The sequence below is a fragment of the Paenibacillus sp. MT124 genome, from assembly GCF_058792755.1.
Genome location: NZ_CM179500.1, coordinates 2,177,956 through 2,193,104, shown reverse-complemented (window position 1 = coordinate 2,193,104; position 15,149 = coordinate 2,177,956). Strand labels below are relative to the sequence as shown.

At 49.2% G+C, this 15,149-nt stretch carries 8 protein-coding genes; all 8 read right to left on the bottom strand.

Going from position 1 to position 15,149, the window contains the following annotated elements:
* Positions 1 to 62: 62 nt before the first annotated feature.
* Positions 63 to 2,393 carry a glycoside hydrolase family 95 protein gene (locus AC3RCI_RS10300; RefSeq protein ID WP_492528847.1) on the bottom strand — a complete coding sequence of 777 codons (2,331 nt, stop codon included), beginning with the start codon at positions 2,391 to 2,393 and terminating at the stop codon, positions 63 to 65.
* A gap of 113 nt (positions 2,394 to 2,506) precedes the next feature.
* On the bottom strand, positions 2,507 to 4,561 hold the full coding sequence (locus AC3RCI_RS10295; RefSeq protein ID WP_492528845.1) for an alpha-galactosidase: 2,055 nt from the start codon (positions 4,559 to 4,561) through the stop codon (positions 2,507 to 2,509).
* 147 nt (positions 4,562 to 4,708) lie between these two features.
* Positions 4,709 to 7,093: a glycoside hydrolase family 95 protein gene (locus AC3RCI_RS10290; protein ID WP_492528843.1), complete on the bottom strand. Its 2,385-nt coding sequence runs from the start codon at positions 7,091 to 7,093 to the stop codon at positions 4,709 to 4,711.
* A gap of 12 nt (positions 7,094 to 7,105) precedes the next feature.
* Positions 7,106 to 8,794 carry a right-handed parallel beta-helix repeat-containing protein gene (locus AC3RCI_RS10285; protein ID WP_492528841.1) on the bottom strand — a complete coding sequence of 563 codons (1,689 nt, stop codon included), beginning with the start codon at positions 8,792 to 8,794 and terminating at the stop codon, positions 7,106 to 7,108.
* A gap of 159 nt (positions 8,795 to 8,953) precedes the next feature.
* On the bottom strand, positions 8,954 to 10,600 hold the full coding sequence (locus AC3RCI_RS10280) for an extracellular solute-binding protein (protein WP_492528839.1): 1,647 nt from the start codon (positions 10,598 to 10,600) through the stop codon (positions 8,954 to 8,956).
* Positions 10,601 to 10,663: 63 nt separating this feature from the next.
* Complete coding sequence (locus tag AC3RCI_RS10275) at positions 10,664 to 11,563, bottom strand: carbohydrate ABC transporter permease (protein ID WP_186811980.1); 900 nt, start codon at positions 11,561 to 11,563, stop codon at positions 10,664 to 10,666.
* A gap of 17 nt (positions 11,564 to 11,580) precedes the next feature.
* Complete coding sequence (locus tag AC3RCI_RS10270) at positions 11,581 to 12,465, bottom strand: ABC transporter permease (RefSeq protein WP_221192575.1); 885 nt, start codon at positions 12,463 to 12,465, stop codon at positions 11,581 to 11,583.
* A 322-nt stretch (positions 12,466 to 12,787) separates the two neighbouring features.
* Positions 12,788 to 14,998, bottom strand: a complete 2,211-nt coding sequence (locus AC3RCI_RS10265; protein WP_492528837.1) for a helix-turn-helix domain-containing protein — start codon at positions 14,996 to 14,998, stop codon at positions 12,788 to 12,790.
* Positions 14,999 to 15,149 lie beyond the last annotated feature (151 nt).

Sequence of the window (15,149 nt, the reverse complement as noted above, 5' to 3'; positions counted from 1 at the left end):
TATGTTTTCTCTCCCATTCGACCAGATCGGTTATGATACAATTGCTTGCTTACTTGCTTGATTCATTGATTGATCAAGTCCAGCTCGTGATTAAATGTGTAGCTTCCACCCGCTTCGGCATGAAAAGTTGTTCTCCGTTCTCCTCTGCATACGGTGTATGTTCCAGACGTAAAAGTACGGATTGTGGCTGAGGTCAGCTCCCCATCCTCCCAGACTGCATCTACTTCGCCATTGCCTTTGACTCTTAGCCCGTTTACCTTCCCTTTACTCCAAACCTGCGGCAGTGCTGGCAAGAGATGAATTTCACCTGCGTAACTTTGCAACAGCATCTCCGCAATGACCGCCGTTCCTCCGAAATTTCCGTCAATGACGAAAATATTGGTTTCCGCACCGGCAATGCCTGACTTGGAATACGTAAACAAATTATCGAAGCACAGTCCACTAATCAGATGCGAGACATGTTTGTAAGCCATTTCTCCATCATGCAGCCTCGCAAAACCAAGTCCAAACAGGGCAGCTGTAAATTCCACATCCTCCAGTTCCTCTTGCAGCATCCGGTTTTGCATCGTGACTCTTGCAGCCGCACTAAGCTCAGGTGTCCGCTCAGGCGTGATCTGATGCCCCGGATACAGGGCGAATAGATGTGACAGATGTCGATGCTCCGGCTGTGCTTCCTCATAGTCCTCCAGCCATTCCTGCAGCTGTCCTTTCTTCCCAATCTGCAGCGGTGGCAGCATATCAACAGCTTCTTTCAGTTGTTGACCGAACTCCGCGTCCCGATCTAGCAGTTCAATCGACTTCAGGCAAAATTCGAACAGCTCACGCACCAGAATCTGATCTAATGTCGTTCCCATCGAGAGCTGATGCACAGTACCGCCAGCTGTACCCGGATAGAAATGATTCTCCGGAGAATTGGATGGACCCGTCACCAGCCAACCATATTCGGGATGAATGTCCATATAATCCAGATAGAATACTGCGGCTTCTTGGAGCACAGGATACGCTGTATTTTCCAGAAAAGTACGGTCCTGGCTATATTCATAATGCTCCATTAAGTGAGTGGCGAGCCACAGTCCTCCGGTAACATTCAGCCCCCACGATGTATCCCAGCCGGGAAGTGTGAATCCCCAGACGTTAGAGAAGACATGCGCTACCCAGCCTTCACTGCCATATAAGTTACGTGCCGTTGACTTTCCGGCTGCTGCCAGGTCTTCAACATACCTCATGAGCGGAAGATGGCTGTCTCCCAGGTTCGTAATCTCTGCCGGATAATAATTCATCTGGGTATTGATATCCAGGTGATAATCACAGCTCCAGCCCATACGGCATGCTTCTCCGTCATTCCATATTCCCTGAAGATGAAGAGGAAGCGGAGAATTGGCACGCGAACCGGCAATGGTCAGATACCGGCCATATTGCAGAAATAGCGCAAAAAGTTGGGGATCATCATCCCCACCTCGGGCCAGCAGCCGGATGCGCTGATCTGTCGTCAGATTACTTTTGCTTGCAATCCCAAGCTGAATGTCGACCTTGTTATACTGCTCTGCGTAATCCTCGATGTGATCCGTTCGCAGAAGGGAATATCCTTTGCCTAGTGCCTTATCGAGTATTACGCAGCTCTCCTGTTTCCACTCGGGTCCCATTTTGCGATAATCGGTACTGACCGTAAAGTAAATGGAGGCCTCATCCGCTCCATGGACGGTCAATCTTCCGTCTCTCCCGGTAACCGTACCGCCAGACACAACAATCTTCACATACCCTTCGGCCGATACACCGCAGCTGCCGTTGCTGTGGACATTTTCGGTAGCCTGGCCCACAAACTTCAATGTACAGTCATCCATTGTTAAGCTGTGGAACGATCCCGCATCTCCCTCCAGGCTGAGCGAAAAGGATACGCCGCCAGAGCGATCACTCCAAACCCTGGAGACAACCAGGTCGTCAGCATGTGAAGCAAAAACCTCACGAAACACGGTTGTATCCTTGTTCCTCCAGGCAGCCTTGGCCAGCGCACGGTTTAAGTCCAGCTCACGCCGGAAGCTTCCCTCTAGCGTTCTGTCAGGGCTCTGCTCGGCAAATTGAATGACAACCTTGCATAACCCCAGATTGGTGCCAAAATTCTGCTTGTCGGGCTGCAAATATCGCTTCGCAAGACGATCTCCCTCATCATAATTGCCGGAATAGAACTGAAGCCGCATCTCCTCCAGCGCTCTCTTCCCTCCTGCAGGAGTCGGCTCTGGATCTGCTTGACCGGACCAGTAGGTTACCTCGCTCATGCTCCACACTTCACGTTGCGGTGCAGCCATGACCACAGCTCCCATTCTTCCGTTCCCGAGCGGCAAGCCTTGATTCCAATTCACTGCTGGAGTTGAGTACCATAATGTAAAATCGTCCATTTCACGCCCTCCTGTTCTAATGGATTATCTGAATCTATAATCGCCGAAACCCAAATAAAGCGCGCTGTCTGTGTCCAACAAAAGCGCGCCTATTATTAGGTTAATGCAGATTGTCAGCTTCTTTTCATCGTTAATCTAAAAATTTTAGACTCTGCTGGTTCCAGCGTTACGCTCATGTGACCAATGGTTTCCCCTTGTGCCCCTTCCCATAAATCCTGATAACTGTACACGGCACTTGCATCCAGTCCGGCTCTCTCCAGGGAAACCGTTCTATGTGCGGCATTCGCAGCATCAAAATTAAAAACGGCCATATAAAAACTCTTGTCGTCTGCCGATTCCAGTACAAATACGTCTGATGCCTGCTTCCCGCAATCTCCTTCCAGCGGACGGAACGTTCGGCCGAGTCGGGCGATGTTCATGATTTCCTTATTCGCAAGCCAGTCTTTTGCCCGCTCCGCAGCCTCTGCCTGACGGAAATCATCTCCGAGCAGCAATACCGTACCCGCAATCACCGAGGCGGTCAGACGGCTTCTTCCTTCGTGCCAGCCAGTTACTTCCTGGTTGAAGCTCTTATACAGCACGGAATGGTCCGGATCATTGTAGCGGTACAGCGTATTGTTCATCCACCAGCCATGGGTCAATGAATTTAACAGGTATTCCGTATCCTGAAGCGTACCGAAGACATCGCAGGAAATGCGGCGACTGTGAGCGAAGGCGTACGGAAAGATCGGCGCAATGGACAGGTTGATGAAGAACGGGCGGCCAATAGGCTCCGGTGAGAGCTTTTGCTGTAAATAAAACATGCCGTGGCGATAAGCTGCAATCCCTGTTGTGATGTCGGGGTCGTAATGCTGCCCTTCAAGGGCGCCATGTGCAAGGAAGTCCAGCTTAATATACTCGAATCCTTCCGAGACGAATTTATTCGCAAACCAGTCCATTCTCAGCAGATTTCCGGGATGTGTCGGGTCTATAGCCAAACCGCCATCCACATCCGGCAAAACCTCGCCTTCCATGTCTCTCAGCAGAATATCCCCGTAGGTATACTGACCATCCGTCCCTTCCACGACTTGGCTGAACTGTTCAGGGCTCCCCCAGAACGTAAATGGCGTCCAATACGTTCCGGCTCGGTGTCCATTTTGCCGTACCCGTTCCAGCGCTTCTTTCATCTGTTCAGGTGTAAAGTTGTCCCAGAAGGCATCAAAGTTAACGTATAAGGTCTCTTCGTTCTGGAAACCCACAGGCTGTACTTCCTTCTTCAAAAAATCACTAGTCGACGTATACAAGTCATAATCGAGTGTACTCATCGCTGCAGACCAGCTGTTCCAGCCGACCGGAACGCCGCCCTTCCATGGCAGTGGAGCCTCCACCCAGGTGTTAGCACGGCCGTAAGCTTCGAGTCCATCTCTATAATCTTCGTAAAATCCGATGAATGCGAGTGGTGATTCAATGATTTTTCCTGTCACATATCCATGCGGCTGGGAATCGCGGGTCAGCTCACTGACAGCTCCGCCATAGAGATCCAGCTCTTCGATGCGGCCGCTATTCTCACTTTTAAACCGGATTCCCGTTTTCCATACCTTGTGAGTAAGTGATCCCAGAATCATTCCCCGGCGGCTATTCGGCTCGAACACAGCTGCAGCTTCATAGCTTTCGATATCCACTGGAGGTTTGATAACCGTGTATCGAACCCATTTGTCGTTATCATAAGGAATCCGCAGGATGCTGAGCCTTTCCTGTTGATTTCCTGCGTTAAGTGATACCTGTTTGGATTGAACGACCGCGAAGCGATTGACCTTGATCTCTTTATCACTTTGGATTGTGCTCTGTACTAACACAAATGGTACAGACTCGTATACATAAAAATGCTGTTCTAATTGGGGAAGCTTGGACGACTGGTGCAGGATTACCAAGTGCACTCCTTTGCCGAATCCTTCCCGGACAATGGCTTCCTTGCTTTTCATCTCATGTCTCTCGTAGTGTTCCGTGCTATATTCCCGACCTTGCCAGCGAAAAGCACTGCGAAAATAGTTAACAAGACAAGCGCGGTTGTCATTGCACGAAGCCTCACCATTTTCAAGATGAATCTCCAGATTTACATGGCCGTTACTCACTTGGATCCGTGTGTCATTCTGCTGCACTTCAACGGCTGTATCGTTCGTTAGCATCATATGCCTCCTCGAGGTTGCATGGTTGGTTGGCAGGAGCGGTCGTTCCCTCCCCCAAGTCTGCCCTCATTATAAAGACAGGACAGACCGTAATCCATGCACCGATCTTCCGATCCATATCGCGATTTAACACACTTCCTGGCAAAATGTTTACTGGTCACCCTCCACTGCAATACTGTACGTTTGGCCAGCTGATGTCGGAAATTTCAGTGTCGAGGCATTGATGCGGATCGCATCCAACCGAGTGCCGTTCGAAGTTACGATGAGCGGGACAACACTACGAAGTACACAATCCGTACCCAGCGTAGAGGTGATCTGCGCTTCGGCGAGCTGTCCGCTTTCCCACCAGATGCTAACTTCAAAACCACCTCGGGCACGCAGCCCGGATACGCAGCCCTTCTGCCACGAATCCGGTAGGGCCGGAAGCAATTCAAGATACGAAAGGTGAGACTGCACCAGCATCTCGGCAATGCCGGCTGATGCTGCGAAATTACCGTCAATCTGAAATGGTGGATGCGCGCCAAGCAGATTGGCGTATACTCCGCCGTGGTTGTACTGCTCCGTGTCCCCGTCCTGAACCAGACGGAGCATGTTGGAGAGCAGTCGCAGGGAACGGTTACCATCCCGGAACCGACTCCAGAGAGCAACACGCCAGCCCAGGCTCCAGCCTGTACTTTCGTCTCCGCGACGCTCCAGTGAAGTTCTTGCCGCGGCAAACCATTCCGGCGTTTCCTCCTCGGACAACTGCCGTCCAGGATATACGCCTACAAGGTGCGACGTATGCCGGTGGTAGGTATCCTCATCTTCGAAATCCTCCGACCATTCCTGAAGCTGACCATACTTACCGACTTGCAGCGGCTGCAGGCGTTCTCGTGCACGCTCCAGCTCCTCCCTGAATTCCATGTCTGTTCCAAGTCGTTCCGCGGCTTCCATGCAATTCGTGAACAACTCCCAGATCAGGGAAATATCCATCGTTGAACCCGAGCTGACTGCTGCTACACCTTCCGCTGTGCGAAATTTATGCTCTGGAGAAGTGGATGGGGCTGTAGTCCAATTTCCGCTTCCATCGTCGATAAGCCAATCAAGTGCAAAGAGTGCCGCCTCCTTCATGATCGGATAGGCAGTTGTTCTCAAATACGCTTCGTCTCTGTTAAAGGCGTAATGCTCCCATAAGTGCTGAGTCAGCCATACGCCACCCATTGGCCAATATGCCCAGCTTGGATCTCCACCTCCGTAATTTCCAACCGGGGCTGTATGCGCCCATAGATCCGAGTTATGATGAGCCGCCCAGCCACGGGTACCATAGTTAACCTGTGCAGTCTCAGTACCTTTCTCTGCCAGATTACCGATCAGATCCAGCAGAGGCATATGGCACTCCGCCAAATTACAGACCTCAGCCGGCCAATAGTTCATCTCCGTGTTAATGTTCAAGGTATAATTGCTGCTCCATGGCGGGCGGGTGAGTGCATTCCATATTCCCTGAAGATTGGCGGCCTGTGTACCAGGTCGAGAACTTGAGATCAGCAAGTAGCGTCCGTATTGAAAGAGCAGCTCCACAAGTCCCGGATCTTCTGCCGCATAGGTCGTAATCCGCTGGCTTGTCGACATCCCTTCCGGGGCGATCGGCGTACCGAGGTGCAGTTTCACTCTGTCAAACAGGGAGCGATAATCCGAGATATGGGCGTCACGCAGACTTATATATGGCTGGACTGTCGCCATGTTCAGTCGTGAATTATTCATCCCTGTGACCTCTCTTCCCTCCCCTTCAGGCATGTTGTCATAGCCATTGAAACTTGTAGCTGCACTGAAATAGAAGGTGGCAGCGGTTGCCCCCAACAGATGAATGCCTTGACTATCCACAATCACCTGTCCATCCTCTGTTATCACGGCCAGCTGTCCTTCGAAAACCATGCCCTTCCCGGCTTCCGGTTCACCGTATCTAATGGGATTATCGCTTGCAACATAGCTGGGATCCACATGTTCCGGAGCGGTACCTGATAATACGAAGCGATCTTCCTTTACTTGAAGTGTGTGCCGAAGCGGGCTGTCCAGAGCGGTATGCACATGGAGTTTCCCCTGTACACTTGCGGTCAGACGCAGCACAATCACCTGATGGGGATTCGAAGCAAACATCTCACGCTTGTAGGTGACGTTCCCAACCTGGTATTCAACGCTGTGCAGTGCCTGTTCTATATCCAGCGTCCGTTTGTAGGAATGATGAATCGCCCCATGCTCAAAACGAAGAAGCAAATCTCCGAAGGGCAAGTAGGATTGCGTATAGGGTCCCTGCATCTCTCTCGTCAGCGTATCTGCCTCTTGGTAGCGTCTCTCCTGTATCAGCTTGCGAACCTTCGACAAAACCTCCTTCGCGCCCGGATTATTACCGTCCGTAGGATAGCCCGACCATAAAGTGTCCTCGTTCAGACTGATTTTCTCCTGCTCTACTCCTCCAAAAATCATGCCACCGAGACGACCATTACCAATGGGAAGCCCCTCCGTCCATACACTGGCGGGTTTGTCATATTGAAGTTTCATAGGTTCTCTCCCTCATTCCGTTTTGGTATTGCTACTGACTGTATTGCCTTGAATATCAGCTTCAGTGCAAGCGGTGACATGGACGAAGTCTTCAATGCAGGACCGCAGATCCACTCCGCCAGCACGAACGATTTTATTCGATGTGAAGACTAGTCCGGAGGTACTCTTGGCACACAAGAGCATAACGTTGCTGCACGTCTGGAATTGATTGTTCTGAATAATCACCTGCTTGTGAACGGGTAAACCCTCATCCATCTCTTCGTTTTCCGGTGCAATGGAGATAACCGGGTATTCCTCGCTCCCGCATTCAATGAAATGATTGCCTGTAATGGTCACATCTTCTGCCCTCCCCGACTCATACCATGACTTGGCATCCGCCGCGATCAAAATAGCACTCATGTGCATCCGTTCGAACACATTGTTAGCAATCCATACTTTACGCCGGGTGGTTACCAGAATGCCCCGAGTCGGGACCCTGGCAAAATAGTTATTCACAATCTCTACCTCAGGTGTCCAGGTGATGTTCTCAATCACATCCTGGCTGCCTATATCTTCCGGAAGATCATGGGCAAGAGTCAAAATGAACTCGCGCGCAGTCAGACGTTGGACTCCTACCACTTGGTTCGCTGCATAGGTGGTAAGAGAGCCAGCACGAACAAACTCGATCTCGTCCCCTGGGTAAAACGCAGGGAGACCATACGTCTGGGGATGCATGAAACGGACTTTTACGGAATTCTTCCCCACTCGCTGGATGATACGAAGATAAGTCCCATGCACATTAATGGAATCATCGTGTGAACCTATCAAACGGCTGTCCTCCACCACGACCTTGCCTCCACAGCTGGACAGATGAAGAAAATCGGCGAAGCCGGCAACCGTTCTTCGGGTTTTGGTACGAGGAGTCATATTCATTCGGCGAAAAGTAAGATTACGACTGAATTGGCTCACAACACCAAGTCCATGCATGAAATGCAGACCGACATTTGCAAAGGTGACGTCTGAGCATTCGGTGATAAATACACCCACCTGGTCACGAAGCCCATCCCGGTTTTGCAGGACATGACCCAGGCCAACATCAGGGGAGAAATCAAAATGAAAACGAAGCAGCCTCGGCTCGATCTCCTCAACATTTTTCGCCTGCTCCAGCCAGTTGTCTATTCTCCATGTTGTATTACGCAAGGGATCATAGGTCTGCATCGGCCCGTTCATAAAGCTCCAACCCTCTCCGACCCAGGCCAGTTGTCCGTTAAGGATCTCATACCGGGAATCCGGATGAACCCTGGCATCAAAATAGCTGCTTCCCCTGTCTACAATCGTCATCTCGGTCACCGTTGGCTGGTCATAGTCAATACGCAGATTGCATATTTCCACACTGGTGCAACCGTCCAGAACCAGCATCGTCTGCTTCCCGTGGAAAATAAACAATGAGTCGTTGCCTTCCAGTTTCAGTCCATCCAGACCTTTCAACCACAAGCCAATCGTCTTAGTGATATCCGGGTTCTCTTCCTCACTGGCCGTATTTGAAATGTAATAAGGAGCCTGAACGGCCTCATGCGGATAAAAATGATACCTCCCTTGAGCACAGTCCAGCACCACTGGTCCGGAGATTTGAGAAACCGCCTGAATGGCATGAGTCATGGCAGGCTGAGTATCCTGCTCCGAATCTGGCTGAGCCCCATAATCCGTTAATCGTATGATCACAGGTGTAGCCTCTGCAGCTTGTTTCGACCGATGAATGAATATCCCCCCTTTCTTGTTGGTCATTGAACGAAGACTATTCACATCATCCTTATGCTGTGGATGCAACAAACATCAGGTGCCTGGTCCAACTCAGGCACCTGATGTTCGAATCTTCACCTGCTATTTGGATGCCTCATAGGCCTTTTGCAAAATTTCAAGATAGCGGTCAAGCTTCAGGTTTTCCAGACCTTTGACATATGCATCCCAATCTTTGTTCAGATCCTTGTTGCCCGTAATGAATTGAAGCTGGTTCTGCTCAATGTAGTTTCGGATATTGGTTTGCAGCAAGCTTGCTTCATCAATTTCGGAAGGGTCAATCCATACAGACCAGATCGGGAACAGCTCTTCTGGCTCGTGTCCTTCATACAGCAGCGTAGCATCATACAGTCTGCGCTCATAGCCGTCGGAGGCGTAGATATCCGTGCCTTGAACAAAGGTATCCCGATACTCCTTCGGCATATAGAAATGAGCCATTCCGCTCCAGCCCGCATTGCGCGGCGCTTCTCCCTCAGCCATTGGAATCTGTTTAACCATCGGCTTGGAATCCTTGCCCAGTGCCACGTCGCCTTCTCCCGGATCGGTCCAATCGATTCCTTTCAGACCACTCGCCCCGTTCGTTTGACCTTCGGCAGTGAACATATAGTCCACCATTTTGATTAGAGCGATCTGCGCTTCTTCGCTTGCCTTGTTGGTAATGACGAATTTGGCTCCCGGAGATACGCCGCCTCCATCATGGGTTGCGTACGATACGCCTCCCGGTCCGGAAATCGGAGGTACAGGATTATAATGTGCCGAGCGTGTATTGCCAGGATCAATGTTTACGAAGATTGCGGGGTGCATTCCTGCCCCGACGCCGAGAATTTCCGCATCTGCATTTTCCCCAATTTTCTTAAAGGCTTCCGCGTTCTGTGTAAAAGCTCCTGGATCAATGAGACCTGCATCGTACAACGATTTGATATAGGTCAATCCTTCCTTCCACTCCGGCGTAATGGCTGCGGATTGAACCTTTCCTCCGTCCATTTGCAGGTAGTTGCGGTCATCATCGTACACAAAGGCATTCATAAGGAATGGGATGATGCGCACACCAAATTCTTCGATGGAACCGCTAAGAGGTACTTCATCGGCTTTGCCATTTTCGTTCGGGTCCTGCGTTTTGAACGCCTGCAGCACATTTTTGAACTCCTCCGTCGTGGTTGGCATCTCCAAATTGAGCTTTTTGAGCCACTCCGTATTCATCCACATCTTGCTCGGATAAGAGCAGTGGAAACATTCCGTATAGGCAACAAGGCCATAGATATTGCCATCCGGTGCTGTGTTAAGCGTTTTCAAATTTGAGTTACTTTCCATCGCTGCTTTGATGTTGGGCGCATATTGATCAATCAGATCGTTGAGCGGCAAGAGGACGCCCTGTTTGCCATATTTCAAAAGATCCGCTTGGGAGAATTGGTCAATGTAATGAGTAAGCAGGTAGGCATCAGGATAGTCGCCACTTGCGAGCGAGATCTGGCGCTTCTCCTTGGCTCCATCCGACGGATTGATCTGCCAGTTGAATTTGATGTTGAACTTGTCTTCCACGAATTTGGTGAATTGGTTGGTCGGGATATCGATCCCCGATTCCTGTACGGAAAATACACTGATGTTCACCGGACCGTCTCCTGCAGCCGACTCTCCTGATTCAGGGCTTGACGAGTTTTCACTCGAGCATCCGCTCATTACAATCGTGAACGCCATGAGCAGCATAAGTATGATTGTCAGACTTTTCTTCAAAATGGATCACTCCCTATAGTAATTTACCGGTGAAGAAAATGATTTCCTAACTCAAGCTGTGAATTAGCCCTTAATGGAACCAACCAGCATTCCCTGTACAAAATGACGCTGTACAAACGGATAGATCACCAGCACAGGCAATGTAGCCACCACAATCAAGGAATATTTTAACAGCTCGGCAAGCTGCTGTCTCTCCACCATTTTCGCAGCATCCATCGCTCCTGCACTGTTGTTCTGAATAATAATGCTGCGCAGAATCAGCTGTAACGGGAACAGATCAGCCGATTTAAGATAAATAAGAGCATCAAAATAAGCATTCCACTGCCCAACCGCATACATCAGTACCAGCACAGCGATAATGGGCTTGGATAGAGGGAGAACGATACTCCAGATGAAGCGCATGTCACTGCAGCCGTCCATCTCGCTGGCTTCCAGCAATTCCTCGGGAATGGAGGATTTGAAGAAGGAACGGGCAATGATGACTTGCCACACCCAAATGGCATTAGGAATCAGCAGCGCCCAGCGTGTGTCGATCAGATGAAGCTGCTTCACAACCATATACGTCGGAATTAACCCGCCGCTGAAAATCATCGTAAAGGTGATAATCATCATTAAGGCATTTCGGCCAAAAAAGCTTCTGCGGGATAGCGGATAGGCAATCATGATGGTCAGGACCACACTGATAAACGTACCTACCACCGTATAAAAGATGGAATTACCGTACCCTTTTAAGATTTCAGGTGTGTTGAATAGTGCCTTGTAACCACTGAATGAAATATCTACAGGCCAGAGCCATACACGGCCAGAAGTGACGGCTGCCGGGCTGCTTAACGAGCTGCTTATAATAAAAATCAGAGGATAGATCACCGCCAGTACAACGAGACTGAGCACAATATAGATCGTAATCAGGAACGCTCTGTCGGCGGCAGATTCCCTAATCCTTTTTGGTACCGTTGCTGCCACTTTAGGACCCTCCTTTCCTACCAGATACTATTGTTGGTCACTCGTTTCGCCAAACCGTTCACGGTAACCAGCAAAACGAGATTAATCAGCGAGTTGAACAATCCGACCGCGGTCGCAAAACTATAGTTGGCATTCAACAGGCCAATGCTGTAAACATAGGTTGCAATAATTTCAGAGTTGGCTAGGTTAAGCGGATTCTGCAGCAGGTAGACCTTTTCGAAGCCAATGGCCATGACATTCCCTACATTGAGAATCAAAATAATGACGATGGTCGGAACAAGACCTGGGAGGTCGACGTGTCTGATCTTTTGAAACCGTGAAGCTCCATCAACTTTGGCCGCTTCATACAGCGTCGGATCAATTCCGGCAAGAGCTGCCAAATAGATCACTGCGCTGTATCCTGCGGTTTGCCATATATCCGACCAGACATAGATGGATCGGAACATCCCGGGTTCGCCGAGGAAATTGACCGATTCAAGCCCGAAAAAATTAAGGGCAATGTTGGCAAAGCCAAGCCGAGGTGCCAGAAACAGCATGATAATGGATACCATTACGACTGTTGAAATGAAATAGGGCGCAAACGATACGAGCTGTACGAACTTTTTAAACTTCGTGCTCCGCACTTCATTAATCATAAGGGCTAAGATAATTGGAATCGGGAATCCCGCCAGCAGCAAATATCCGCTCAGTATAATCGTGTTCTTCACCAGTGTCCAAAATAACGGATTTTCGAAGAACAGACGGAAGTTTTGCAGCCCCACCCAGGGACTTCCCCAAATACCCTTAATGACGTTATAGTCCTTAAAGGCAAGGACTGCATTAATCATTGGGTAATACTTGAAAATAAGAAAAAACAGCAAGGGTGGAATCACCAGTAAATGCAATTGCCAGTGCTTCCTCATTTTCCTGCGGGCATTGCTCCATAAGCTCGTTTCTTTTCTCTGTGGCAATGACCTGTGATTCACAACGACTTCCTTCTCCAGAACAACCCCCCCTGACTTCAGTCTGTGATGTTCAATGATGATAGCGCTTACTACACGTTGATCATAGTGGATTGAGATGGCTTCTTAACAGGTACAATTGAGCTGTAGAGCGTACAGTTATCCCTTTTTCGAGGGCACAAACCAGCAACAGAACGGCCATTTCTCCATATAAACCGCTAGATTGCACCAAAAAGACCGCATCGTCCTCTTGGGACAACACGGCCATAAGACCTGAATGATTTCATTCGTAAGGAGTCTGTCTATACACACTCGGAGAAATACCATTCAATCGTTTAAAGGCACGCCGGAAGGAATGTGAACTGTTGTACCCCACTCTTGCTGCTATTTCGTCCACTGTATAGTTATTATCCCTTAACAGGATCATCGCCTGATCCATTCGCACTTTGATCAGATGATCAGAAAAATTAACCCCCGTATACTCCTTGAACAGTTGGGAAATGTATTTTTCAGGTCGCTCAACGTGTTCAGCAACGCGATACAGGGTTAGCTCGGCATCCGAATACATCTCTGCAGTATACGCTTTGATCTGTTTAACGATTTGACTATGGGTATCCTTCTTCTTGTTTGCAATCAGTCCGCACAGTTCTTCCATGATTTCGTACAATTCAGACTTAACGGTCTCCAGTGGCTCCGCGGACCCAATGTCGATGATCCGCCGTTTGACGTTTTCGATGGAATCATATTCCGTAAATGCCTTTTGATCAAGCAGCTTGATAAAGGTTCCCTTCATCTCGCCAATCAGTTGATGTTTCATTTCCATAGATAGCTCCCGCTGCTCCATGTTCTGTACCATGATGGCTTCGACAATCCGCTTAGCTTCCTCAAGTTCTCCGGCCCGGATCGTTGTAATCAGTCGCTGCTCGGAGTCGAGCGGATAATAATAGGTCGTATTTTCGGTCTGTGTTTCACTGCTCCACACCATACCCCTTTCGTTCATGTAGATAGCATATTCAAGAGCTTGATTAGCTTGGTCGAAGGAATCACTGACCTCCGTCACGGACGAGAAATGGTTGCCGAATCCTGACTGGATGGTGATCCGGTAATCATTAAACACAACCTGTGCCAACTCATCCATGGTCTGCGTAATATCTTCTACGGTGCGTTGTGTATCAGCTTCCTCATCCGTGGAGAAAAACAAAGTGGCTACTTTATCCGATCCCCAATCGGTCATCAGTACATTAACACCAAGCTCGCTCAGCGCCTGCTTCAACAGCAACCGAGAAGCATTTAGTTCATTCAGGATATCAACGTTATCCATGCTGCCATAACCTTTGATCTGAACGAGACCCGCATATCCTGCTCCCTGATGCAAAAGAATATCCGCCTGTTCGGCCGCAGACAGAATCTCGTCACGTGATTTGAATTCACCCGAGATCAGGCGCTTCAAAAAAGCATCCCTTACGAGTGGCAGCTGGCGATTCAATTCTGTCTCGAGCAGCTTGTTCTTGGTGATCATATCCGAGATGTTTCCGCTTAGAAAATCAAACTCATTCCTGGAAGTCTCGTCATCTCGTCCGAATTGCTCCTTCATCACACTTAGCAGTCGATTGATTGGGGCGCTATGACGATAAGCAAGCACCAGTCCTACGAGCAGTCCAATCAGTAGTGTTCCACCTGTAATGAGCATGCTCATCTTCTTGATCTTGTTTGCATTTTCCAGAAGAAGGTCACGCGGAATCCCTGCCTGATATACCCAGCCGTTAGAATCCGATTGCGTAGTGATGACCAAATCATCCTTATAGAACTGACTAACCTTGTTCGGATCGAATTTCGGATCAGAGATCATCTTGGCCATCTCAGGTTCTCCACTGCCCTTCAGCGCAATGGTTCTCCCTTCCGCATCGCTAATGTGAACCCAGCCGCCATATCGGTCCGTCATACTGGACAGCAGTCCTACGATCATCTTCTCATCAATGACGACGACAGCTACCGCCGGCGAGGAATCGTTGAAGCTGTCCAAAGGCAGTGATTGCATATATGTAATGACCGAAGTTTGCTGGCCTCTGCTGACATAGGAGCTGAGCGGCTTAATTTCACTACGATGTGTTTGTTGTAATACTTGCTTCATCCATTCCTCCAGGGACAGATCTGTATAATGAAAATCGGCATAATAATGATTCGGCCTGTAGGAGGAACCCGGGGTAAGAATTAGATTATAATTGGCTAAATAAATATAATAATTTTGCAGGAAATCATTCGTCTGCCCAAATGTCAGCACATTCTCCATGGCTCGCCATATGCCATATACATTCGTTTCGTTATCCCTTTCATTCATTAGGACGTTCAGTTCCTGATTCACGGCAAGCTGTCTGGTGAAGCCTTCGACTTCAGCCATGCGCCGTTCCAATATTTCTTGGCCCTTCTCAAGCTGAGTAACCCCATTCTCAATGGAAATGGATTGCGTTACGGAAATCGAAGTCAGATAAGACATGTAGCCACCTATGCTGGGTATGACCAAAATGATGACATATGAAATGAGAAATTTCCGAAAAACACTGGAATTTCGAATGGGCAACCCCTCCATCGCCGAGTTGTTGGTAGCGCTATCATAATCACAGATTATATCATTTTTTGGCTTAGTC

What these genes read in the sequence shown, in the direction of transcription:
- AC3RCI_RS10300 (WP_492528847.1), bottom strand. Translation starts at nt 2,393, where the DNA reads ATGGACGATTTTACATTATGGTACTCAACTCCAGCAGTGAATTGGAAT.
- AC3RCI_RS10295 (WP_492528845.1), bottom strand. Translation starts at nt 4,561, where the DNA reads ATGATGCTAACGAACGATACAGCCGTTGAAGTGCAGCAGAATGACACA.
- AC3RCI_RS10290 (WP_492528843.1), bottom strand. Translation starts at nt 7,093, where the DNA reads ATGAAACTTCAATATGACAAACCCGCCAGTGTATGGACGGAGGGGCTT.
- AC3RCI_RS10270 (WP_221192575.1), bottom strand. Translation starts at nt 12,465, where the DNA reads ATGAGGAAGCACTGGCAATTGCATTTACTGGTGATTCCACCCTTGCTG.
- AC3RCI_RS10265 (WP_492528837.1), bottom strand. Translation starts at nt 14,998, where the DNA reads ATGTCTTATCTGACTTCGATTTCCGTAACGCAATCCATTTCCATTGAG.